Source organism: Streptomyces sp. NPDC059832 (assembly GCF_042731715.1).
Taxonomy (GTDB): domain Bacteria; phylum Actinomycetota; class Actinomycetes; order Streptomycetales; family Streptomycetaceae; genus Streptomyces.
Genome location: NZ_JBHWIY010000025.1, coordinates 30,011 through 51,887 on the forward strand (window position 1 = coordinate 30,011; position 21,877 = coordinate 51,887).

Sequence of the window (21,877 nt, forward strand, 5' to 3'; positions counted from 1 at the left end):
GCAGGGGCGGGGCCGGGGGAAGCTGGTCAGGTGAAATCCGACCGGCTGCTCTCCATCCTCCTGCTGCTCCAGACCCGCGGCCTGGTGCCCGCCACCGAGCTCGCCGAGCGCTTCGAAGTCTCCGTACGCACCATCTACCGGGACATCGAGGCGCTCTCCGCCTCCGGCGTCCCGGTCTACGCCGAGCGCGGGCGGCACGGCGGCATCGCGCTGCTGCCGGGATTCCGTACGGATGTCACCGGGCTCACCGCCGACGAGGCGCGCGCCCTCTTCGTCCTCGCCGCCGAGGGCGCCCATGCCGCGCTCGGCCTCGACGCGGCGCTCGGGTCCGCACTGCGCAAGGTGATGGCCGCCCTGCCCGAACCGCACCGGCCCGCCGCCGAACTGACCAGCAGGCGGATCCTGGTCGACCCGGTGCGCTGGATGAGCGGCCCGCAGCCGGCCGTCGACGTGGCCGAACTGCACGAGGCCGTCTTCGCCGACCGGCGCTTGCGGCTGAGCTACCGCCACAGCGGTACGAGTGACCCGCGCACCTACACCGTCGATCCGTACGGCCTCGTCGTGAAGGCGGGCGTCTGGTACCTGGTCGCGGACCGGGACGGGGTGCCCAGGCTCTTCAGGGCCGACCGGGTGCGGCGGGCCACGCTCAAGGACGATGCGGTCGTGCGCCGGCCCGGGGTGGAGCTGGCGGACTTGTGGGACGAGCTGCGCAGGCAGGTCGAGGAACGGCCGGGGCGGGTGCGGCTGCGGGTGCGCGTGCACCGCTCCCGGCTCGACCTGTTCGTACGCCTGCACGGCGGCGCGCTGACGGGGGAGCCGCGGCCCGAGGAGCTGCGGCCCGAGAAGGGCGGGGAGTGGCTGCGGGCCGAGCTGGCCGTCGACTCGGTCGAGTGGGCCCGTGCCCTGCTCTCCTTCGGCCCGAACGTCGAAGTGCTCTCGCCGCCCGAGGCGCGGGACGTCCTCCTCCGTCACGCGGCGGCGGTCGTGGAGCTGTACGGGGATGCGGGCACGCCCTAAGGGGCGTCGGTGTCGCTCGTGTCGTCCAGCCAGTGCAGCCTGCCGAGGGTGACCAGTCTCAGCCGGCGGCGGGCCACCCCGGCCACCTCCCGCTCGCCGTCCGGCCCCGCGTCCAGCAGCGCCGACGCGGTGATCACCATGTGGTCGACATAGAGGCCGCCGAGCATCAGCAGGTCCTCCTCGCTCCAGCCCCGGGACTCCGGCTCCTCGGCGAGCGCCGCCGCCACCTCCTCGGCGAACCGCCGCAGTTGGGCCGCTATGGCCTCGCGGACCGGGCCGACGCCGCCGTGCTGTTCACGGGCGATGAAGCGGAAGTGGGCGGGCTGTTCGCCGACATGGCGCAGGATCAGCTCGACGCTGCGCCCCAGGCGCTCCTCGCTGTCGCCGGTCTCGGCGAGGACCGCGCCGATCATTCCGTGCAGGCTGCCCAGCGCCTCCTCGACGAGCGCCACACCGAGTGCCGCGGTGTCCTCGAAGTGCCGGTAGAAGGCGGTGGGCGTGACGCCCGCGACCCGGGTCACCTCGCGCAGCCCGAGGCTGCTGAGGCTCTGGTGCTCCAGGAGTCCGAGTGCGGCATCCAGCAGTGCCTGACGGGTTCTCAGCTTCTGGGTCTGTCGGACGCCGACGGTGTGACTCATGCCATTCAGTAAACAACTGTTCTCCGGGGCGGGGAAGTGGCGACGGGTCTAGACTGACAAGTCAGTGAACAGTCGTACTCTCAAATGCTCCTGGAGAGCTCGCAGAAAGGCTGAACATGGTCGTCCTCGTCGCCGCCCTGCTCCTGCTCGGGGTCGTGCTCGGAGCGGTGGTCCAGATTCCGCTGCCGCTGACCTTCGCGCTCGCTGCCGTGATCGGCTGCTGGCTGCTGATCTTCGCCGTGCGGGAGTGGGCCTGCTCGCAGCGCCGTTCGCGCTGACCGCCGTCTTGATCACCGTCTCGACCGTCGTCGATCGCCGTCTCGACCGTCGTCCCGACCAGAGTTTCGAAGGAGCCCGCACCATGACGCTCACCGCATCGGTCCACCGCCGCAAAGCGGATGACAGGCCCGCCGCCGGGCCCGGCCTCTCGCACGTGGCCACCGCCGGGCCCCGGACCGACAGTCGCAGCGCCCGGACCCGGGACGCCGATGGACTGGCCGTGGCCTCGTTCGTGCTCGGGCTCGTCGGCCTGCTGGTGATGAACATCCTGCTCGGCCCGGCCGCCATCGTGATGGCGGTCCTCGCCCTCGTCCGGTCCACCTCCCGCCGCGGCCGCGCCCTGCTCGGGCTCGCGCTCGGCGCCGCCGACCTCGTGGTCCTCGCCTTCCTCGTCACCGGAAACGGCGTCGTCGCCTGGAACTTCGGCGGCTGAACCGGGCGGAGCGGACCCCGCCGCCGCGGTGCTCGGGTCCCGGGACACCATGTGCCCGCCGTACGCCCCGCCTCGGGCTCGCGGAATCTGTGGTGTCTTCTGATCGCTCGACAGGGCCGCCCGCATCCTGTTCGATCATGGATGGCACAGCGGGCGTCCGTCTGGGGTGGGCTGCGGCGAGGGAGAGGGTGCGTGCTGGAGATAGCGGGGATCGAGGCAGCGGAGGAGCGGGTCTACCGCCACCTGGTGGAGGTACGAGGTGCGGGCGTGGACGAGATCGTCCAGCGGCTCCACATCCGGGAACGCGAGGCGGCGTCGCTTCTGTCCTCCCTGCATGACAAAGGCCTGGTCGGGCGGCTGCCGGGCGACGGCGGCATGCGGTACGTACCCGTCCCGCCGGACGTGGCGCTGCAGCCTCTGCTGTCGCGCGGCCAAGAAGCGCTGGAGTGGGCGCGGCGTGGAGTGGAGCAGTTGGCCGAGGAGTACCGGGCGGGCGGCCGGCGCCATGACGCCGGGCAACTGGTCGAGGTGATCACTGGGGCCGGCGCCATCCGTCAGCAGCTGCGCCAACTCGCCTACGGGGCCCGCAGTGACCTGCGGTGGTTCTGCAAGGCCGATCCCGTGGCGCTGCGCGCCCAGGACAACGACGAGGAGTTCGAGCTGCTCGCCCAGGGCATCCGCTACGAGGCGATCTACGAACGGGACTGCCTGGAGCAGCCCGGCATGGTCGACAACGTCGCCCAGGGCATCCGCGCCGGTGAAGTGGCCCGTGCCACCAGCGCACTCCCCGTGCGCATGGTCATCGTCGACAGCTCTGTCGCCGTCTGCCCGCTGATGCCGGGCAGTACGACCGGCGCCCGCGGCGAGCCGACCGCCGCGATCATCCGCAGCAGCACTCTCCTGGACGCCCTCGTCGCCCTGTTCGACATCCAGTGGGCGGCGGGGACCCCACTGCACGTCACGGAGGCGGGCGAGCTGGCCGACTTCGCCGACGGCATGGGGCCGGGCGGCAGTCTCGCCGACGACGAGCGCTATCTGCTCTCCCTGGTCGTCGCGGGCGTGACGGACAAGGCGATCGCCACCCAGCTGCGTGTCAGCCACCGCACGGTGCAGCGCCGGATCACCGCGCTGATGCAGCGGGCGGGCGCGACGACGCGTACGCAGCTGGTGTGGCAGGCGGCGCGGCGCGACTGGCTGTCCTAGGACGCACGGAAGCCGCGACCGGGGCCGGTCGCGGCTTCCGGATCTCGCGTACTACCTCAGCGCGTACGCCCGCTCGATCTCCTGCGTCACCTCGTTGCCCGCGTCGTCCCAGGCGCGGACCCGCAGCGTGACGTACCCGCTGGTGCGGGCAGTCGAGGGGTGGGTGACCCGGACGCGGTAGGCGCCGTCGCCCCGGGCGGAAGCCCTCGCCGCCCGCCAGTGCCCGCCGTCGTCGTACGAGACGGACACCTCCATGCCCTTCACGGAACGGCCCGTCAGACCGTCCTGGTGACGGGCGCTCACTCCGAAGGCGAAGGACCCGGAGTCAGGGGCGGAGCCCTGGAGGTCGGTGGCCACGTCGTAGTCGAGCTGGAGGAGGGGAAGCAGGGACTCCTTGCCCTCGGCCGGGCGAGGGGCCGTGAACGACCAGCGGGTGCTGGTGGCCCGCGAGAGGGTGCCCTCGGGGCTGGTGCGCTTCACGTCCAGGTCCAACCGGTAGCGGCCGTCGTCCCCGCCTGCGGGGAAGACGCCCCACGCCCGGGAGCCTTCGGCGAGGATCTCGCCGTCGCGACGCAGTACGGCCCGGGTCTCGTCGGGGTAGGGGGTGTCGGCGTCCTTGCGGGGCAGAGCGTAGCCGTAGTGGCCGGAAGCGGTGTCGGCGAACTCGGGGATCCCTATGGTCAGCTGGTCGCCCTTGCGGTGGGCGAGCCCCTCGACACCTCGGGGGATCGCCGGGCGCACCACGGGGGCGTACCAGCTCTCCGTTGCGTGCTCACCGGGCCGGTAGGTGCGCAGGGGGCCGAACATGCCGGTCCCCACTGCCTGGATCGCCCAGGTGTTGCGGGGGTTGACCCAGTGCAGCCACCGGGTGTCGGCGGGACCGCTCAGGTACTCCGTCCGCGTCTGCCCGGTGCGCAGGTACCGGGACCGAATGGAGAGTTGCACTTCCTCACCCTCCCACGGACGCCAGGACGGCCGGTCCTCCGCGACGTAGCGCGCCCCGCCCGTGTCCGGGTAGCGCGAGACCACGGTGGCCGTGTTCTTCGGCCCGACCTTGTGGACCACGTGCTCGGGGACGCGCTGTTGGGCGACCTGCACGACGTCGTAGAGGTAGGGGCTTTCCGGGGTCCCCTTCAACTCCAGTACGGTGCCCGGCGCGCGCAGCCGCTGCGCGGTGGCGTGGGAGGCGTACAGCCCGATCGCGGGCAGCCGCTGGCTCACCGGCTGCCAGGTCGCGGCCGCGTACCTGTTGCCGCCGGCGGTGGTGACGGCGGCCGCGGCTCCGGCTCGGGCGGCCGAGGTCACCGCCTCGTCGTACTCCACCCCCTCCAGTTCCACGAGCACCGCCGTTCCGCGGACGTCCGTGCCCCGTGCGCGCAGCGCCGCGTAGTCCTCGGGGCGTCCGTGACCGGCGTCCACCACCCGCAGGCGCCGCACGCCTTCCACGGCGGGGGAGTTGTGGAGCAGACGGACGGGGACACCGGCCGCGGCGGTGGCGGAGACTGCGCGTGCGCGGAGCATCGGTGCGGTCAGCTGCCAGCGGGAGGTGAACTCGAAGGTTCCCTCGGTGAACTCCTCGGTGGGCGTGACGTAGAGGAGCTGTCCGCCGCTGTGTCCGCTGCCGAAGAAGCTGGCGAACTCCCGGTCGCCGGTCTTCCAGTGGGTGGAGAAGACCATCGGGCCCCGCTGCTCGGCCGGCTTGGGGGTCCGGATCTCCACGGGGACCGCCTTGCGTGCGTCGAGCACCAGGTCCGTGGCGCCGCTCACCCGCAGGTGGGGGTTGACCACCAGGCTGTTGGTGACGTTGTCCTCCGTCATCTGCGTGATGACGCCGTGCAGGTAGTACATGCCCTCGGGCACGTCCACCGTCAGGCTCTGCCCCGCCGGCACCTCCTGGACGACGTCGAAGCGGCCCGTGGGACCCAGCAGGATCAGCGGGAAGACGGTCGCCGGCTGCCCGGCGCGGTCGATGCCGCGCACGGTGACCTTGTGCGTGACCGGGTCCTTCGTCGCGGAGAGAACGGTGTGCGCGATGGCCTGCCCGTCGGCCGAGGTCGCGGTGAGGCGGCCGCTGTAGACGCCCTCCGGCAGCGCGGGCGCGTCGAGGGTCACGGTCACGTCGGTGGTGCCGTGGGCGTCCACGGTGACCTGCGCGGGGGCGCTTATGGCGCCTGCCGGGGCCGGGGAGCCGTAGAGCTTGTCGAAGGTGGTGTCCAGGGTGAGCGAGACGGGCGCGTCGCCGTCGTTGGTGTAGGTGACGCTCACCTGCCGCGGGCCCGCGTCCGGTGCCAGGGAGCCGAAGGTGGTGGTGCCGGTGGCGCGCACCTGCTGGCGCACCGAGCGGGCCACGTCCACCCGGCCGGTGCCCTGCTCGTAGGCCGTCTGGTCGGGGGCGGTACGCGTCGTGCTCATCAACGCGTCCTTGAGCTGCTGGGCGCTCCAGTCGGGGTGGCGCCCGGCCAGGATCGCCGCCGCGCCCGCCACGTGCGGGGTCGCCATGGAGGTACCCGACGCGGCGGTGTAGGCCGCGTCCACCGGGTGGCCCATGGACGTGCCGGCCGCGCGGGCGGCGACGATGTCGACGCCGGGAGCGGTGAGGTCGGGCTTCACGCCGTTGTCCCCGACGCGCGGGCCGCGGCTGGAGAAGGGGGCCAGCTTGTCGTCGCGGTCGACGGCACCCACGGTCAGCGCGCTCGCCGCGGCGCCCGGGGAGCCCACTGAGTAGTCGGAGCCCGTGTTGCCCGCCGCGACGACGAAGAGGGTGCCGGTCTCCTCGCTGAGGCCGTTGAGGACGAGGCTGAGTACGTCCGTGCCGTCGGTGGGCTGGCCGCCCAGGCTCATGCTGACGATGTCGGCGCCCGAGTGGGCGGCCCAGTCCATGCCGCCCAGGATGGCGGAGTACGGGCCGGAGCCGCTGTCGTCGAGCACCTTGCCGATCAGCAGCCGTGCCCCCGGTGCCACGCCCTTGCGCGAGCCGCCCGAGGCGGCGCCGCTGCCGGCGATGGTGGAGGCGACGTGGGTGCCGTGGCCGTGGCCGTCGTTCGCGGTGGACTCGTCGGTGAAGTTGCGTACTTCGCCGAGTTTCCCGGCCAGGTCGGGGTGGGTGGCGTCGACGCCGGTGTCCAGGACGGCGACGGTCGCGCCGTTTCCGTCGTAGCCGGCCTTCCACGCCTCGGGCGCACCGATCTGCGCGGTGCTGCGATCGAGGGAGGCGTGGACCTTCGCGTCCAGCCACAGTTTCTCGACGCCGCCCTCGAAGGCCGCGTTCTTGAAAGCAGAGTTCTTGGAAGAAGAGTTCTTGGCAGCGTTCTTCGCGCCGCCCTCGGCGCTGCTCTTGGCGAGCGCGTCGTCGTCGATGGCCTTCCAGAAGCGCCCGGCCTGCTTCTTGTCCGCCTTCAGTGCCGAGCCGCGCAGGCTCTTGATGACCAGGCCCTTGCGCGAACCGGTGGGCGCCCCTTTGGACGTGGGGTTCGTGCCGCCGGTGTAGCGGGCGATCAGCGGGATGGCGGAGGTGTGGGCGTCGTCGTACCCCTGCTTGACCAGGGAGGTGATGTTGAACAGCTGCCGGTCCAGTTTGCCGGAGGCGATGTACGGGAGCGCGGCGCGGGGCAGCACGTACAGCTGCTTGTCGATCTCCAGTTGGGTGAAGTCGGCCTGCGAGGCGCCCGAGGCCGGCTCGACGGAGACGTCCTTCCGGCCGCCGGGGAAGGTCTCCAGCCGCACCCGGTCACCGGTCACGAGCGTGACGGAGCTGACCTGGGGACGGCCGGCGGAGTTCGCGCCGACGGAGGCGGGCGCCGGGGCGGCGCTCGCGCCGGAGGAGGTGGGGGCCAAGGTGGTGATGAGGACTCCTGCCGCCAGTACGGCGGCAGAGCGATACCGTCTGTGCATCGGAACCTTTCCAGGAGGCAAGGAGATGGACACGCGGTGCGGCTCAAGACTGGGGCCCCACTGATCGGCCGCACCAGCCTTTTCCCTGCCGTGCTTGCGACATGTCGCCAAAACGACACGGCGCGTTCCACCGCGCGTACCGGCAGAGTCACCGGGGCCGAGCAGCCCCTCCTCGTCACCGGCAACGGCCTCGTCGCCCGGGACTTCGCCGGCTGAACCGGGCGCGGAGCCCGACGCCCTCCCCGCCCGGACGGCCCGGGAACGGGGCGAGGAAGACCGCACCGGGCCGTGCGCGGGTGCCGGGGCACCATGCGCCCGCCGTACGCCCCGCCCCGGGCTCGTAGAATCGAGCCCACCATGGCTTACCTCGACCACGCCGCGACCACGCCGATGCTTCCTGAAGCGATCGAGGCGATGACCGCCCAGCTCGCCGCCACCGGCAACGCGTCCTCACTGCACGCCGCCGGGCGCCGGGCCCGCCGTACCGTCGAGGAGTCGAGAGAGACCCTCGCCGATGCCCTCGGGGCACGCCCCAGCGAGGTGGTCTTCACCTCCGGCGGCACCGAGGCCGACAACCTCGCCGTGAAGGGCCTGTACTGGGCCCGCCGTGACGCCGACCCCCGCCGCACCCGGGTGCTGGCCAGCCCGGTCGAGCACCACGCGGTGCTGGACGCCGTCGACTGGCTCGCCGAGCACGAGGGCGCGACCGTCGAATACCTCCCCGTCGACGGATACGGCCGCGTCCACCCGGACGCCCTGCGTGAGGCGATCCTCCGCGACCCCGCCGATGTCGCGCTGGTCACCGTGATGTGGGCCAACAACGAGATCGGCACCATCATGCCGGTACGCGAACTGGCTTCGGTGGCCCGTGAGTTCGACGTACCGATGCATGCGGACGCGGTGCAGGCGTTCGGGCAGCTGGAGGTCGACTTCGCCCGGTCCGGGCTGGCCGCGATGACGGTCAGCGGGCACAAGATCGGCGGCCCGTTCGGTATCGGCGCGCTCCTGCTCGGCCGCGAATACACCCCCGTACCCGTGCTCCACGGCGGCGGCCAGGAGCGGCACGTCCGCTCGGGCACCCTCGATGTGCCCGCCATCGCCGCCTTCGCCCTGGCGGGGCGGCTGGCCGCCGACGGGCGCGAGGAGTTCGCCCGCGAGATCGGCGGGCTCCGCGACGAGCTGGTCGCGGCCGTGCTGGCGGCCGTGCCCGATGCCGTACTCGGCGGCGACCCGGCCCCCGGCGGCCGGCTTCCCGCCAACGCCCACTTCACCTTCCCCGGCTGCGAGGGCGATTCCCTGCTCCTGCTGCTGGACGCCCAGGGCATCGAATGCTCCACCGGCTCCGCCTGTACCGCCGGGATCGCCCAGCCGAGCCACGTACTGCTGGCCACCGGCACCGACCCGGACCTGGCCCGCGGCACCCTGCGCTTCTCGCTCGGCCACACGTCCACCAAGCAGGACATCGACGAGGTGGCCCGCGCGATCGGACCGGCGGTGGAGCGGGCGCGCACGGCGGGACTCAGCTGAAACCGGCGCAGCCGGGCCCGTCCGACGATCGGGCGGGCCCCGCGGTCACCGGGTGTCCGCCGCGCGGACCAGCTTCAGATACCGGTCCCAGTCCCAGTGCTTGCCCGGATCGGTGTGGTCCGTGCCCGGCACCTCCACATGTCCGATGATGTGCTCCCGGTCCACCGGCATCCCGTACCGCCCGCAGATCGCGGCCGTGAGCCGCGCAGAGGCCCCGTACATCGCCGCCGTGAAGTCCTGCGGCCGGTCCACGAAGCCCTCGTGCTCTATGCCGACGCTGCGCTCGTTGAATGACCTGTTCCCCGCGTGGAACGCCACATCCAGCTCACGGATCATCTGCGTCACATGGCCGTCCTTGCGCACCACGTAGTGCGCCGCCGCTCCGTGCCCCGGGTCCTGGAACACCTTCACCGCGCCCCGGTAGCTGCCCTGGGTGATATGGATGACGACCCGGTCGATGGTGTAGTCGTCGGGGCGGTCGGCCTTCCGCCAGTTCGCCGACGAGGCCGATATCCACTGGGCTCGCGCGTAATCCACCTCGCCGGGCGTGCGGGGTTTGTCCACCCCCGGCAGCCGCCACCAGGCATGCTCCAGCTCCTCCCGCGCCAGCGCGGCGGTGCCCACGGCCATGACCGCGGCACCGATCAGCAGCCCGCGCCGGCTGATGCCGTGCCCGGACTTCGCGCCCCCGGAGCTCTTGGCGCCCGATGTCCCCTTGGTCCCCATGTGAGCCACAACGCATATCCGAGAGCGTTCGGTTCCCGGCGCCCCGTACTCTGGTGGGGCTATGACTGAGACTTCCCAGCGCCCCCTCCGTGTGCTCGCCGCCATGTCGGGCGGTGTCGACTCCGCCGTCGCCGCGGCCCGCGCCGCCGAGGCGGGCCACGACGTGACCGGTGTGCACCTCGCCCTCTCCGCCAACCCGCAGTCCTTCCGTACCGGGGCGCGCGGCTGTTGCACGATCGAGGACTCCCGCGACGCCCGCCGCGCGGCGGACGTCATCGGCATCCCGTTCTACGTCTGGGACCTCGCGGAACGGTTCCGCGAGGACGTCGTGGACGACTTCATCGCCGAGTACGAGGCGGGCCGCACGCCCAACCCGTGCCTGCGCTGCAACGAGAAGATCAAGTTCGCCGCGCTCCTCGACAAGGCCCTCGCGCTCGGCTTCGACGCGGTCTGCACCGGCCACTACGCCACCGTCGTCCTCAACGAGGACGGCAGCCGCGAGCTGCACCGCGCTTCCGACATGGCCAAGGACCAGTCGTACGTCCTCGGCGTCCTGGACGAGAAGCAGCTCGCCCACGCCATGTTCCCGCTCGGCGACACCCTCACCACCAAGGACGAGATCCGCGCCGAGGCCGAGCGCCGGGGCCTCGCCGTCGCCAAGAAGCCCGACAGCCACGACATCTGCTTCATCGCCGACGGCGACACCCAGGGCTTCCTGGCGAGCCGCCTCGGCACCGCCGAGGGCGACATCGTCGACGAGTCGGGCACGAAGGTCGGCACCCACGAGGGCGCCTTCGGCTTCACCATCGGCCAGCGCAAGGGCCTGCGCATCGGCCACCCCGCCCCCGACGGCAAGCCGCGCTACGTCCTGGACATCTCCCCGGTCAACAACACGGTCACGGTCGGCCCGGCCGAGTCCCTGGACGTCACCGCCCTCACCGCCATCAAGCCCCGCTGGTGCGGCACGGCCCCGACCGCCCCCGGCACCTACACCGCCCAGCTCCGCGCCCACGGCGGCGAGACCGAGGTATCGGCCGAACTCGTCGACGGCACCCTGAACGTCACCTTCACCGAGCCGGTACGCGGCGTGGCCCCCGGCCAGGCGGTCGTCCTGTACGACGGCTCCCGCGTGGTCGGCTCGGCGACGATCGCCACGACGGTGCGGCGGGAGACGGCGGCGGCGTCCGGCTGACCGGTCCCGGCTGGTCGCCGGAGCCATGCCCACCGCTTCCCGACTGCCCACGCGGCACCGTCGGCCCCGGACCGCCGAACCTCGCGCCCCAGCACATGGAGTTCGCCCTTCTCGGGCCACACGCGGTCGAGCGCTGTCCGCGGAGACGTCGTCTTCCCAGTCCTGTTGGGCCCGAGCGGCGGCACCGCGGGAAACGGTCAGCCGGGCGGCAGGACCGTCTGGTTCGAGCTCGCGCCCGGCGCCTGAGCCCCGGGTACGGCGGCGCCCCGCGCGGTCGCGTCCGACCCCCGTACGGGCGGGACCGCGCGGGGCGGGTCGTGGGTCAGGAAGCCTGACGCAGGGGTACGGACCTGGCGAAGAACTCCGTGAGGACCGGGGCCACCGCCTGGGGTGCCAGTTCGCGGGTCTGGCCCGTCAGGGTGCGGTGGCGGGCGCGGGGGAGTGCGTCCGTCAGAGCGCGGGTCGACAGACGTGCGCCGGTGGGGCTGGAGCCGCCGCAGATCACCAGGGTGCGGGCCGTGACGGAGGCGAACCGGGCGGCCGGGATCGCGCCGTTGCCGAGCAGCGCGTCGTCGTACGCGAGGGTGTGGGCCATCGCCACCAGGTCGCTCCACTGCGGGGCGCGGCGCATCCGGGCGATCATGTCGGCCGGCACGCCCGTCACGGAGAGGAACAACTCGACGGCCCCCGCGCGGTCCCCGGTGGACAGCAGCCGGTGCAGGCGGGAGGTGCAGCACGCCTTGTACTGCAGGCCCGAGGCGCTCGGCGTGTAGGGCGGTTCGTACACCGCCAGCAGGTCCACGGGGAGCCCGGCGGCCTGCGCCTCCAGGGCGAGTGCCCCGCCGGCTCCCATGCCGAACACCGAGGCCCGGCCGCCCACCGCGGTGACGAGCGTGGCCAGGTCATCGATCTCGCGCTCCACCGCGTACGGGCCGCTGTCGCCGCTGGAGCCGCGTCCGCGCCTGTCGTACGTGACGACGTGGAAGTGCGGCGCGAGCAGGCGCGCCAGCGGCGCCTCGGTCGCCGCCGTGCCCAGCGAGCCGCCCACCAGGATCACCGGCGGCCCTTCACCCCGGTGCCGGTACGCGATCACGGTGCCGTCGCGGGAGAGAATCTTGTCCATGCGAGGGTGGACCGCCGGGCCCGCGAAAACTCATCGCTCCGGCCGAAGTTTTTTGAAGTTCTTCGAACTCCCAGGTCAGGGGCGCTCCTGACGATCAGTCGGTGACGGTCTCGGTGTCGTAGAAACAGAAGTGGTCCTTGATGGCGGCGACTTCGGGCTTCGGCTCCGGGTAGGCCCAGACGAGGTCCGCGGCGTCCGGCCGTGACCAGTAGGAGGCATCTCCCTTGAACGGGCAGTGAGTACGGGTGTCCGATGCCGTCAGGAGGTCCGTACGGACGTCCTCGGGCGGCAGGTAGTAGCGGACCGGACAGCCCGTCTCGCGCAGGACGAGCGGGCGCCGGCTCTCGGCGAGCACCTGTCCGTCGCGGATCACCCGTACGTGCTCGGTGCCGGGCTCGACCGTGATGAGGTGTCCTGGTGAGGAGGTCATGTCGGGTACAGCCGAATCGTGGGTCGGTTTCTTCCCGGTTCCTTCCCCCCGTTCCTCCGCGGTGGCCGGTCGTGTCGGTGGTGGCCTTTACGGTTGCTCCATGAAGATCTGTGTTTTTCTCTCCGCCGCCGACCTCGACGAGCGCTACACCCGGCCTGCCCGCGAATTCGCCGAGCTGCTCGGCAAGGGCGGCCACACCCTGGTCTGGGGAGGCTCGGAGAGCGGGCTGATGAAGGTCGTCGCCGACGGGGTCCAGGAGTCGGGCGGGCGGCTGGTGGGGGTGTCGGTCGACTTCCTGGCCGCGAAGGCGCGTACCAACGCGGACGAGATGGTGATCGCGCGCGATCTCGCCGAGCGCAAGGCGCTGCTCCTGGAGAAGGCCGACGCGGTCGTGATCATGGTGGGCGGGACCGGGACGCTCGACGAGGCGACCGAGATCCTGGAGCTGAAGAAGCACGGCAAGCACGACAAGCCGGTGGTCCTGCTCAACACGGCGGGCTTCTACGACGGGCTGCGCCAGCAGTTCCAGCGCATGGAGGACGAGGGCTTCCTGCCCGTCCCGCTGGCCGACCTGGTGTTCTTCGCCAAGGACGGCGTGGGCGCGCTGGCCTACCTTGAGGAGTGGTCCGGCCTGCGGTGACGGGGCGGCGGGGTGCGATCATGGGGCGCATGCCCACTCATGTCATCACCGGTGCCGGCTCCGGCATCGGAGCCGCTGTCACCCGCCGTCTGCTGGAGCGCGGTGACGAGACCGTGCTGTTCGCCCGCGACGCGGGCCGTGCCAAGGAGCTGGCCGAGCTCCACCCGGGCGCGCGCACGCTCGTCGGCGATCTCTCCAACCCGGACCGGCTCTCGTGGGCGCTCGCCCAGCAGGCGGTGCCGGAGCGGGTCGACTCGCTGCTGCACATCGCGGGCGTCGTCGAGCTCGGCAAGGTCGGTGACCTCACGCCCAAGGCCTGGCACTTCCAGCTCAACGCCAACCTGGTCGCGCCCGCCGAGCTGACCCGGCTCTTCCTGCCGCAGCTGCGCGTCGCCCAGGGCCATGTGCTCTTCGTGAACTCGGGCGCCGGCCTCGCGGCACACGCCGAGTGGGGCGCGTACGCCGCGAGCAAGCACGGCCTGAAGGCCCTCGCCGACTCGCTGCGTCACGAGGAGCACGCCAACGGCGTCCGGGTCACCTCCGTCTACCCGGGGCGCACCGCCAGCCCCATGCAGGCCAAGGTCCACCAGCAGGAGGGCAAGGAGTACGACCCCTCCCGCTGGATCGACCCGGAGTCGGTGGCCACCACGATCCTGATGGCCATCGACCTGCCGCGCGACGCCGAGGTCAACGACCTCACGGTGCGCCCCGGACGCTGACCCCCGCAGGCCGGGCGGCGCCGCTCCCGGAACGACGGCCTAGGCTTCCCGTGTGAGCGAGAAGAGCAAGTTCAGCGGTTGTCCGGCCACCGGAATCGGGTCCATGCCCGGGGGAGACGCACGGGAGGCGGCGAAGACCGTCACCGGCTCGTTCGGGGACGGCGAGGGCCTGCCGTATCTGGCGGAGCTGCCCGCCCGCGGGCCCGGTGCGGACATGATCGGGCGAACCATCGGGCTGCTCGTCGACCTGTACGGGCACGTCGAGCCCAGCGGCTGGCGGATCAGCGACCGGCCGGGACGCGACACCCGCCGGGCCAGGTCCTGGCTCGGCGAGGACCTCGACGCCCTGGAGGAGTTCACCCAGGGCTACGAGGGGCCGCTCAAGGTCCAGGCCGTCGGGCCGTGGACGCTGGCCGCCGCACTGGAACGCCGGGGCGGCGAGGCTGCGCTCGGCGACCCGGGGGCCTGCCGTGACCTGGCGGGCTCACTGGCGGAGGGGCTGCGCGCCCACCTCGCGGAGGTGCGCCGCAGGGTGCCCGGCGCCGACGTGATCCTCCAGCTCGACGAGCCGTCGCTGACCGGCGTACTGCGCGGGCGGATCAGGACGGCCAGCGGCTACCGCACCTACCGGGCCGTGGACCGCCAGGTCGTGGAGGGCACTCTGCGCGATGTCCTGGCGGCGGGCGGGGACGCGGCGACGGTCGTGCACACCTGCGCGCCCGAAGTGCCGTTCGCGCTGCTGCGCCGGGCCGGGGCCGGCGGTATCTCCTTCGATTTCTCGTTGCTCACCGAGCGTGAGGAGGAGGCGATCGGGGAGGCCGTCGAAGGCGGCACCCAGCTCTTCCTCGGGGTGGTGCCGGGCACCGACCCGGCCTCGGGCGGATTGTCGGACCCGGGCGGTAGCGTCATGGGTGTCAGGACGCTGTGGCGCAGGCTGGGGCTGAATCCGGGGACTCTTACGGAGTCCGTGGTGATCACCCCGTCGTGCGGGCTCGCGGGTGCCTCGCCCGCGTACGCGCGCGCCGCGCTCGCCCACTGCGCTCGGGCCGCGAGATCGCTCGCAGACAACCCTGAGTAACGGGGCAACGGGTAACGGGAGGACGAGACGATGGCCGGCGAACAGCAGACGGGCGTGCCCGCACAGGTCCGGGAGCAGCACGCGCTCCTGGCCGAGCAGGTCGAGGAGCACCGCTTCCGGTACTACGTGAACGACCAGCCGGTCGTCAGCGACGCCGAGTTCGACCGGCTGATGCGCGAGCTGGAGGCGCTGGAGGAGACGTACCCGCAGCTGCGTACGCCGGATTCGCCGACGCAGAAGGTCGCGGGCCCGTACCGGACGGAATTCACCTCCGTCGAGCACCGCGAGCGGATGCTCTCGCTGGACAACGCCTTCGACGACCTGGAGCTGGCCGCCTGGGGCGAGCGGATCGCCAAGGAGGTCGGCACCACCGACTACCACTTCCTGTGCGAGCCGAAGGTCGACGGTCTGGCGGTCAACCTCACCTATGAGCACGGGCGGCTGACCCGGGCCGCCACCCGCGGCGACGGCCGCACCGGCGAGGACATCACCCCCAATGTCCGTACGATCGCCGAGATCCCGCACCGGCTGAAGGGCGACCGGATTCCGGCGCTGGTCGAGATCCGCGGCGAGGTCTTCTTCCCGATGGAGGCCTTCGAGGAGCTCAACGCCCGGCTCGTCGAGGCCGACGACAAGCCGTTCGCCAATCCGCGCAACGCGGCGGCGGGTTCACTGCGCCAGAAGGACCCGAAGGTCACCCGCACCCGCCCGCTGCACATGGTGGTGCACGGCATCGGCGCCCGTGAGGGCTTCGACATCGACTGCCTCTCGCACGCCTACGAGCTGCTGCGCGAATGGGGTCTGCCCACCGCCAAGTACAACAAGGTGGTGGATTCCCTCGACGGGGTACGGGAGTTCATCAGGTACTTCGGCGAGAACCGGCACTCCGTGGAGCACGAGATCGACGGCGTGGTCGTCAAGCTCGACGAGATCCCGCTCCAGGGCCGGCTCGGCTCCACCTCGCGCGCGCCGCGCTGGGCCATCGCCTGGAAGTACGCCCCGGAGGAGGTCAACACCAAGCTGGTCAACATCCGGGTCGGCGTCGGCCGGACCGGCCGGGTCACGCCGTACGCCCAGGTCGAGCCGGTCGAAGTGGCGGGCTCCGAGGTGGAGTTCGCCACCCTGCACAACCAGAACGTGGTGAAGGCGAAGGGCGTCCTCATCGGGGACACGGTGGTGCTCCGCAAGGCGGGCGACGTGATCCCGGAGATCCTCGGCCCGGTCGTCGACCTCCGCGACGGCACCGAGCGGGCGTTCGTGATGCCGACGCACTGCCCGGAGTGCGGCACGGAACTGAAGCCCATGAAGGAGGCGGACGTCGATGTCCGCTGCCCCAACGCGCGCTCCTGCCCCGCCCAGCTGCGGGAGCGCATCGCCTATCTCGCGGGCCGCAAGTGCCTCGATATCGACCACTTCGGCTATGTCGCCGCCGCGGCCCTCACCAAGCCGCTGGAGCCCGCCGATCCGCCGCTGCGTGACGAGGGCGATCTGTTCGGGCTGACCGTCGAGGAACTGCTGCCGATCCGGGCCTATGTCCGGGACCAGGACAGCGGGCTGCCCAAGCGCGATCCGAAGACCGGCGAGGAGAAGACCGCCTGGGTCTTCGCCAACCAGCAGGGCGAGCCGAAGAAGAACGCCCTCGCCATGCTCGACGCCATCGCCGCGGCCAAGGAGGCGCCGCTCGCCCGGATCCTCACCGGGCTGTCCATCCGCCATGTGGGCCCGGTCGCCGCCGCGGAACTGGCCCGTCAGTTCCGCTCCATGGACCGGATCGACGAGGCGACGGAGCAGGAGCTGGTCGAGGCCGACGGGGTCGGGGACATCATCGCCGCATCGGTGAAGCAGTGGCTCGCCGAGGACTGGCACCGGGAGATCCTGCGCAAGTGGCGCGAGGCCGGGGTCCGGATGGAGGACGTGAGCACGGGCGAGGACGAGGGGCCGCGCCCGCTCGAAGGGCTGACCGTCGTCGTCACCGGCACGCTGACCGGCCACACCAGGGATGGCGCGAAAGAGGCGCTCCAGAGCCGCGGCGCGAAGGTGACAGGTTCCGTTTCGAAGAAGACCTCCTTCGTGGTCGTCGGTGACAACCCCGGTTCGAAGTACGAAAAGGCCATGCAGCTGAAGGTGCCGGTGCTGGACGAGGACGGCTTCGCCGTACTGCTCGATCAGGGTCCGGATGTGGCGCGCGAGGCGGCTGTGCCGATCGAAGAACCGACGGAATAGGACAGATCCCTGTCACGGACCGATGGATCGGGGCGGGGCGTCGACCGGGACGGGCCGGTGGGCGAGTGGCGAACAAGGAGGCGGATAGGGGGCGTAAGGGGGCAGACGGGGGCAAGGTTTTCGCCCTGCGGCCGGTTCACCCGATCGGCGCATAGCAGATGCTGACGGATGGTCGGTTCGCATTTGGGCAAGAGCGTCGGAGCGCTGCCCGTAGAAGCCTTCCGCGGCCTACTGTTGAGACGTGCACCTGCCGTGCCCGGCCGCGGGGTGGGAAACCGGGTCGTGGCGGCAGGGAACGGAACCATCAGGTGACATCGGCACCGCCGGCTGTGAGAGGGACGGAATGAAACCGACCGAGAGCGCCGCACCGGTGTCGCGGCTGCAAGGTTTCGTCGGCCTCACGCCAAAAGTGGGTGCCGTCGTCATCGTGATCGCCGTTGTTCAGATCGCGACCGGTTTCTACCGGACCGTGAGCGAAGGACACGCGCTCTTCCCCGACGGCAGAGCCGGCTGGTCCCTCGCCGTCCTCACCGGGATCATCGTCGGTCATCTCGTCGCGCTCGGACGCGACCGCTGGTGGGGAGGGACCGGTTCCGGGGCCTCTCTCACCCTGGCCGTGCTGATGCTCTACGGCTGGGTGCCCGCCGGACTGGTCAGCCTGGTCGTCGTGGTCCTCGTCGGCGTCGCCCGCAGACACCGCTGGTGGCAGGGGCTCCTGCACGGCGCGGTGGACATCCTGGGGATAGGCGCGGCGGCCCTGGTGCTCGCCGCGTTCGGCGAGGTGCAGACCGTCGAATCACCCTGGCAGCCACTCGACTGGGGCATCGCCGCCGTCCCGGAGGTCCTCCTGGCCGCCTCCACCTACCTCCTGGTCACCCGGGTCCTGCTGTGGTACGCACGGGCACCCCAGGGCGGCGGGCTGCCGACCATCGCCCGCACCGCGCTGCTGCGCCAGGGCCTCGTCGCGGTCGCCCTGCTCGCCATCGCACCGCTGATCTGCGTGGTCGCGATGGCCACCCCCCTGCTCCTGCCGCTCTTCGCGGTCCCGCTGATCGCCCTGGACTCCGCCCTCTGGATCGCACGGGCACGGGCCGAGGAGCAGCTGCGCGACCCGCTGACCGGACTGCCCAACCGGCAGTGGCTGCTGGAGCGCACCTGGACGGCTCTGGAGGACGCCGAATCCGTCGGTGCGAGATCCGCTCTGGTCCTGATCGACCTCGACCGGTTCCGCGCGGTCAACGACACCCTCGGCCATCTGGCGGGGGACCGGCTGCTGTTGCAGATAGCGGAACGTCTCAGACTCGCACTGCCCCGCGGGGCGGAGGCCGCGCGGCTCGGCGGCGACGAGTTCGCGGTGCTCCTGCCGACCGCCGACTCCACCACCAGTGCCCAGCGGGTCGCCCGCCACCTCGTCGCCGAGCTGTCCTCCCCGCTGGACCTCGACGGTCTGACCCTGGTGCTGGAGGCCAGCGCCGGAGTCGCCGTCTACCCCGACCACGCGCTGGACGCCGAAGGGCTGCTCAGGCGCGCGGACGTGGCGATGTACCAGGCCAAGCGCGACCGTACGGGCGTCGAGGTCTACGAGTCGAAGCGGGACAGCAACACTCCGGACCGGCTCGGGCTCCTGGGCGATCTGCGCCGCGCGCTGGACGCCGGCGAGGTCGAGCTCCACTACCAGCCGAAGGTCCGCTTCGACGGCCAGGTGGCCGGCCTCGAAGCCCTGGTGCGCTGGGTGCATCCGGAACGCGGCAGGGTCCCCCCGGACGAGTTCATCGCCATCGCCGAGTCGTCCGGCCTGATGCCGCACCTCACGGAGTACGTCCTGGAGACGGCGCTGGCCCAGGTCGCCCGGTGGCGGGCACAGGGCCTGTTCGTCCCGGTCGCGGTCAACGTCTCCCCGCGCGACGTCCACACCCCAGGGTTCGCGGGCGGTGTCGCGGCCCGCCTCGCCCGGCACGGCGTCCCGGCCGGGGCGCTGCAGCTGGAGATAACGGAACACGTGCTGCTGGAGGACCCGCAGCGCGCCGCCGACACGCTCGCCGGACTGACCGGGCACGGCGTGAAGATGTCCCTCGACGACTTCGGTACGGGGTACTCCTCGCTCGTCCATCTGCGGCGGCTGCCGGTCAGCGAGCTGAAGATCGACCGCTCGTTCGTGGCCCGGCTGGCCGTGGACAACGAGGACGCGGAGATCGTCCGCTGCACGATCGACCTGGCCCACTCGCTCGGCCTGCTGGTCGTCGCGGAAGGGGTCGAGGACGACGAGACCTGGGAGCGGCTGCGGGATCTGCGCTGCGACGCGGTGCAGGGGTGGCTGGTCGCCGCCGCGATGCCGCCGCAGGAGACCACGGCCTGGCTCCGGGCACGGGGCGAGCACGGCTGGCGGCGGCCGGCCGAGCTGGCGGCCGCGGCAGCCGCCGCCGCGGCAGCGGCCCGTACGTCACCGGAGCTGGAGCAGCGGCCGCCCGGCCGGGCGGCCAATTCGCGGCCCGCGACGACTTGAGCCGGAGGAGGCCACCGGCCCGGCGCCCGGTGGCCCCTCCGTCCTCGGACGCGAGGGACGACCCAGGGGCCGGGCCGGGCCGGGAACGGCCCGAGCAGCCGGAAATCCTCGTCCGACCAGGGCGTTCGCCCGGGTGGCGGGAGCGGTGGCGGGCGACACCATAGGATTGGGCCAAAACCACACACCAACCCCTGAGGATCGCTGCATGCCTGGCATCACGCGCGAGGAGGTCGCCCACCTCGCCCGGCTGGCGCGTCTGGAGCTGAAGGGCGAAGAGCTCGATCACTTCGCCGGTCAGCTCGACGACATCATCGGCGCGGTCGCCCGCGTCTCCGAGGTCGCCGACCAAGACGTACCGCCGACCTCCCACCCGCTGCCGCTGACCAACGTCATGCGCGCGGACGAGGTCCGTCCGTCGCTCACCCCCGAGCAGGCGCTCTCCGGCGCCCCGGCCCAGGAGCAGCAGCGTTTCAAGGTGCCGCAGATCCTGGGGGAGGACTAACAGCCATGACGGACCACAGCACCATCATCAAGCTCACCGCCGCCGAGATCGCCGCGAAGATCGCCTCCGGCGAACTCACGGCGGTCCAGGTCACCGAGGCCCACCTGGCCAGGATCGACGCGGTCGACGAGAAGGTCCACGCCTTCCTGCACGTCGACCGCGAGGGCGCGCTCGCGCAGGCCCGCGCCGTCGACGCGAAGAAGGCAGCCGGCGAGAAGCTCGGCCCGCTGGCCGGCGTGCCGCTCGCGCTCAAGGACATCTTCACCACCGAGGACATGCCGACCACCGTCGGTTCCAAGATCCTCGAAGGCTGGATCCCGCCGTACGACGCGACCCTCACCAAGCGGCTGAAGGCCGCCGACGTCGTCATTCTCGGCAAGACCAACATGGACGAGTTCGCCATGGGGTCCTCCACCGAGAACAGCGCCTACGGCCCGACCGGCAACCCGTGGGACCTCACCCGCATCCCGGGCGGCTCCGGCGGCGGCTCGTCCGCCGCGCTCGCGTCGTACGAGGCCCCGCTCGCCATCGGCACGGACACCGGCGGCTCCATCCGCCAGCCCGCCGCCGTCACCGGCACCGTCGGCGTCAAGCCCACCTACGGCGGAGTCTCCCGCTACGGCATGGTGGCCTTCTCCAGCTCCCTGGACCAGGGCGGGCCCTGCGCCCGTACCGTCCTGGACGCGGCCCTGCTGCACGAGGCGATCGCCGGGCACGACCCGATGGACTCGACGTCCATCGACGCCCCGGTCCCGCCGGTCGTCGAGGCCGCGCGCAACGGCAGCGTCGAGGGCATGCGAGTCGGTGTCGTCAAGCAGTTCTCCGGTGAGGGCTACCAGGCCGGAGTCGTCCAGCGCTTCAACGAGTCGGTCGAGCTGCTGAAGTCGCTCGGTGCCACGATCGTCGAGCTGGACTGCCCGTCCTTCGACCTGGCCCTGTCGGCGTACTACCTGATCGCGCCGTCCGAGTGCTCCTCCAACCTGGCCCGCTTCGACGCCATGCGTTACGGGCTGCGCGTCGGCGACGACGGCACGAGGTCCGCCGAGGACGTCACCGCGCTCACCCGCGAAGCCGGCTTCGGCGACGAGGTCAAGCGCCGCGTCATCCTCGGTACGTACGCACTCAGCTCCGGCTACTACGACGCGTACTACGGCTCGGCGCAGAAGGTCCGCACCCTGATCACGCAGGACTTCGAGAAGGCCTTCGAGCAGGTGGACGTCATCGTCTCCCCGACGACGCCCACCACCGCCTTCCCGATCGGCGAGCGCGCCGACGACCCGATGGCGATGTACCTCGCGGACCTGTGCACCATCCCGACCAACCTCGCGGGCAACTCCGCCATGTCGCTGCCCTGCGGCCTGGCACCCGAGGACGGCCTGCCGGTCGGGCTGCAGATCATCGCCCCCGCCATGAAGGACGACCGTCTCTACAAGGTCGGAGCCGCCGTCGAGGCCGCCTTCGTGGAAAAGTGGGGTCACCCGCTGCTGGAGGAGGCTCCGTCGTTGTGAGCGCACTGACCAAGGCCAAGGGCTTCAAGAAGTCCAAGACCGGTACGTACCTGTCCATCGGCACCACCGCCTTCGGGGCGGTCGGCGTGCTCAAGCAGGCCAAGAAGGCACGCTCTGAGCACGACACGCTCCGACTGATCGACGCCGTTGTCTCCGCCGCCGCCATCGCCACCGGTGTCGCCCTGCTGCTGCGCGAGCTCAAGCGCCTCGGCGATGACGACGTACTGCTGGGCTGAGAGGGAAGT

General features: G+C 71.8%; 20 protein-coding genes. 15 read left to right on the top strand and 5 right to left on the bottom strand.

What is annotated here, in order from left to right:
- The first annotated feature begins 30 nt into the window (after nt 1-30).
- Nucleotides 31-1,017 (top strand): helix-turn-helix transcriptional regulator, encoded by a 987-nt coding sequence (locus tag ACFV8T_RS32540; RefSeq protein ID WP_385334610.1) that lies wholly within the window; start codon nt 31-33, stop codon nt 1,015-1,017.
- Here ACFV8T_RS32540 and ACFV8T_RS32545 read toward each other — a convergent pair.
- Complete coding sequence (locus ACFV8T_RS32545) at nt 1,014-1,655, bottom strand: TetR family transcriptional regulator (RefSeq protein ID WP_385334612.1); 642 nt, start codon at nt 1,653-1,655, stop codon at nt 1,014-1,016. The two genes, ACFV8T_RS32540 and ACFV8T_RS32545, sit on opposite strands and share 4 nt — an antisense overlap.
- Nucleotides 1,656-1,771: 116 nt before the next feature.
- On the opposite strand from ACFV8T_RS32545, the gene ACFV8T_RS32550 reads away from it, so the two are divergent.
- The 3 genes from ACFV8T_RS32550 to ACFV8T_RS32560 all read left to right on the top strand — a co-directional run bounded on the left by ACFV8T_RS32550 (nt 1,772) and on the right by ACFV8T_RS32560 (nt 3,570).
- Entirely contained in the window at nt 1,772-1,933 is a 162-nt protein-coding gene (locus tag ACFV8T_RS32550) for a hypothetical protein (protein WP_385334614.1), read from the top strand.
- A gap of 83 nt (nt 1,934-2,016) precedes the next feature.
- Nucleotides 2,017-2,367, top strand: coding sequence for a DUF4190 domain-containing protein (locus ACFV8T_RS32555; RefSeq protein ID WP_385334616.1), 351 nt, complete (start codon nt 2,017-2,019; stop codon nt 2,365-2,367).
- 192 nt (nt 2,368-2,559) lie between these two features.
- On the top strand, nt 2,560-3,570 hold the full coding sequence (locus ACFV8T_RS32560) for a helix-turn-helix domain-containing protein (protein ID WP_385334618.1): 1,011 nt from the start codon (nt 2,560-2,562) through the stop codon (nt 3,568-3,570).
- 51 nt (nt 3,571-3,621) lie between these two features.
- Here ACFV8T_RS32560 and ACFV8T_RS32565 read toward each other — a convergent pair whose 3' ends face one another.
- On the bottom strand, nt 3,622-7,461 hold the full coding sequence (locus ACFV8T_RS32565; protein ID WP_385334620.1) for a S8 family serine peptidase: 3,840 nt from the start codon (nt 7,459-7,461) through the stop codon (nt 3,622-3,624).
- Nucleotides 7,462-7,497: 36 nt separating this feature from the next.
- Between ACFV8T_RS32565 and ACFV8T_RS32570 the strand changes: the two genes are divergently transcribed.
- Together ACFV8T_RS32570 and ACFV8T_RS32575 are read left to right on the top strand one after the other, a co-directional pair.
- Nucleotides 7,498-7,677 (top strand): hypothetical protein, encoded by a 180-nt coding sequence (locus ACFV8T_RS32570; RefSeq protein WP_385334622.1) that lies wholly within the window; start codon nt 7,498-7,500, stop codon nt 7,675-7,677.
- 141 nt (nt 7,678-7,818) lie between these two features.
- Nucleotides 7,819-8,988, top strand: a complete 1,170-nt coding sequence (locus ACFV8T_RS32575; protein WP_385334624.1) for a cysteine desulfurase family protein — start codon at nt 7,819-7,821, stop codon at nt 8,986-8,988.
- A 45-nt stretch (nt 8,989-9,033) separates the two neighbouring features.
- Here the strand turns inward: ACFV8T_RS32575 and ACFV8T_RS32580 are convergent, their stop codons facing one another.
- Entirely contained in the window at nt 9,034-9,714 is a 681-nt protein-coding gene (locus ACFV8T_RS32580; protein WP_385334751.1) for an N-acetylmuramoyl-L-alanine amidase, read from the bottom strand.
- A 61-nt stretch (nt 9,715-9,775) separates the two neighbouring features.
- Between ACFV8T_RS32580 and mnmA the strand changes: the two genes are divergently transcribed.
- Nucleotides 9,776-10,906 (top strand): tRNA 2-thiouridine(34) synthase MnmA, encoded by a 1,131-nt coding sequence (gene mnmA, locus ACFV8T_RS32585; protein ID WP_385334626.1) that lies wholly within the window; start codon nt 9,776-9,778, stop codon nt 10,904-10,906.
- A 322-nt stretch (nt 10,907-11,228) separates the two neighbouring features.
- Here the strand turns inward: mnmA and ACFV8T_RS32590 are convergent, their stop codons facing one another.
- The gene (locus tag ACFV8T_RS32590; RefSeq protein WP_385334628.1) at nt 11,229-12,029 is read right to left on the bottom strand and encodes an alpha/beta fold hydrolase; all 801 of its coding nucleotides are present in this window, start codon (nt 12,027-12,029) and stop codon (nt 11,229-11,231) included.
- A gap of 94 nt (nt 12,030-12,123) precedes the next feature.
- A complete protein-coding gene (locus ACFV8T_RS32595; RefSeq protein WP_385334630.1) occupies nt 12,124-12,459 on the bottom strand; it encodes a DUF427 domain-containing protein in 336 nt (111 codons plus the stop codon).
- A 100-nt stretch (nt 12,460-12,559) separates the two neighbouring features.
- Here ACFV8T_RS32595 and ACFV8T_RS32600 point away from each other — a divergent pair, with 100 nt between their 5' ends.
- The 8 genes from ACFV8T_RS32600 to ACFV8T_RS32635 all read left to right on the top strand — a co-directional run bounded on the left by ACFV8T_RS32600 (nt 12,560) and on the right by ACFV8T_RS32635 (nt 21,868).
- Nucleotides 12,560-13,099 carry a TIGR00730 family Rossman fold protein gene (locus tag ACFV8T_RS32600; protein ID WP_385334632.1) on the top strand — a complete coding sequence of 180 codons (540 nt, stop codon included), beginning with the start codon at nt 12,560-12,562 and terminating at the stop codon, nt 13,097-13,099.
- A 29-nt stretch (nt 13,100-13,128) separates the two neighbouring features.
- Nucleotides 13,129-13,818, top strand: a complete 690-nt coding sequence (locus ACFV8T_RS32605; protein ID WP_266426860.1) for an SDR family oxidoreductase — start codon at nt 13,129-13,131, stop codon at nt 13,816-13,818.
- A 52-nt stretch (nt 13,819-13,870) separates the two neighbouring features.
- Nucleotides 13,871-14,896 carry a methionine synthase gene (locus tag ACFV8T_RS32610; RefSeq protein ID WP_385334634.1) on the top strand — a complete coding sequence of 342 codons (1,026 nt, stop codon included), beginning with the start codon at nt 13,871-13,873 and terminating at the stop codon, nt 14,894-14,896.
- Between the two features lie 30 nt (nt 14,897-14,926).
- Nucleotides 14,927-17,119: an NAD-dependent DNA ligase LigA gene (ligA, locus tag ACFV8T_RS32615; protein WP_385334636.1), complete on the top strand. Its 2,193-nt coding sequence runs from the start codon at nt 14,927-14,929 to the stop codon at nt 17,117-17,119.
- Between the two features lie 343 nt (nt 17,120-17,462).
- Nucleotides 17,463-19,622 carry a putative bifunctional diguanylate cyclase/phosphodiesterase gene (locus tag ACFV8T_RS32620; RefSeq protein ID WP_385334638.1) on the top strand — a complete coding sequence of 720 codons (2,160 nt, stop codon included), beginning with the start codon at nt 17,463-17,465 and terminating at the stop codon, nt 19,620-19,622.
- Between the two features lie 205 nt (nt 19,623-19,827).
- Nucleotides 19,828-20,124, top strand: a complete 297-nt coding sequence (gatC, locus tag ACFV8T_RS32625) for an Asp-tRNA(Asn)/Glu-tRNA(Gln) amidotransferase subunit GatC (protein WP_015036350.1) — start codon at nt 19,828-19,830, stop codon at nt 20,122-20,124.
- 5 nt (nt 20,125-20,129) lie between these two features.
- Nucleotides 20,130-21,632: an Asp-tRNA(Asn)/Glu-tRNA(Gln) amidotransferase subunit GatA gene (gatA, locus tag ACFV8T_RS32630; RefSeq protein WP_385334640.1), complete on the top strand. Its 1,503-nt coding sequence runs from the start codon at nt 20,130-20,132 to the stop codon at nt 21,630-21,632.
- The gene (locus ACFV8T_RS32635) at nt 21,629-21,868 is read left to right on the top strand and encodes a hypothetical protein (RefSeq protein ID WP_385334642.1); all 240 of its coding nucleotides are present in this window, start codon (nt 21,629-21,631) and stop codon (nt 21,866-21,868) included. Before gatA ends, ACFV8T_RS32635 begins: the two co-directional genes overlap by 4 nt.
- The last annotated feature ends 9 nt before the right edge of the window (nt 21,869-21,877 follow it).

Excerpts from the sequence above, each read along its gene's own strand:
- ACFV8T_RS32545 (WP_385334612.1), bottom strand. The coding sequence starts at position 1,655 with ATGAGTCACACCGTCGGCGTCCGACAGACCCAGAAGCTGAGAACCCGT.
- ACFV8T_RS32550 (WP_385334614.1), top strand. The coding sequence starts at position 1,772 with ATGGTCGTCCTCGTCGCCGCCCTGCTCCTGCTCGGGGTCGTGCTCGGA.
- ACFV8T_RS32555 (WP_385334616.1), top strand. The coding sequence starts at position 2,017 with ATGACGCTCACCGCATCGGTCCACCGCCGCAAAGCGGATGACAGGCCC.
- ACFV8T_RS32565 (WP_385334620.1), bottom strand. The coding sequence starts at position 7,461 with ATGCACAGACGGTATCGCTCTGCCGCCGTACTGGCGGCAGGAGTCCTC.
- ACFV8T_RS32575 (WP_385334624.1), top strand. The coding sequence starts at position 7,819 with ATGGCTTACCTCGACCACGCCGCGACCACGCCGATGCTTCCTGAAGCG.
- ACFV8T_RS32580 (WP_385334751.1), bottom strand. The coding sequence starts at position 9,714 with ATGGGGACCAAGGGGACATCGGGCGCCAAGAGCTCCGGGGGCGCGAAG.
- mnmA (WP_385334626.1), top strand. The coding sequence starts at position 9,776 with ATGACTGAGACTTCCCAGCGCCCCCTCCGTGTGCTCGCCGCCATGTCG.
- ACFV8T_RS32590 (WP_385334628.1), bottom strand. The coding sequence starts at position 12,029 with ATGGACAAGATTCTCTCCCGCGACGGCACCGTGATCGCGTACCGGCAC.
- ACFV8T_RS32595 (WP_385334630.1), bottom strand. The coding sequence starts at position 12,459 with ATGACCTCCTCACCAGGACACCTCATCACGGTCGAGCCCGGCACCGAG.
- ACFV8T_RS32600 (WP_385334632.1), top strand. The coding sequence starts at position 12,560 with ATGAAGATCTGTGTTTTTCTCTCCGCCGCCGACCTCGACGAGCGCTAC.
- ACFV8T_RS32605 (WP_266426860.1), top strand. The coding sequence starts at position 13,129 with ATGCCCACTCATGTCATCACCGGTGCCGGCTCCGGCATCGGAGCCGCT.
- ligA (WP_385334636.1), top strand. The coding sequence starts at position 14,927 with ATGGCCGGCGAACAGCAGACGGGCGTGCCCGCACAGGTCCGGGAGCAG.
- ACFV8T_RS32620 (WP_385334638.1), top strand. The coding sequence starts at position 17,463 with ATGAAACCGACCGAGAGCGCCGCACCGGTGTCGCGGCTGCAAGGTTTC.
- gatC (WP_015036350.1), top strand. The coding sequence starts at position 19,828 with ATGCCTGGCATCACGCGCGAGGAGGTCGCCCACCTCGCCCGGCTGGCG.
- gatA (WP_385334640.1), top strand. The coding sequence starts at position 20,130 with ATGACGGACCACAGCACCATCATCAAGCTCACCGCCGCCGAGATCGCC.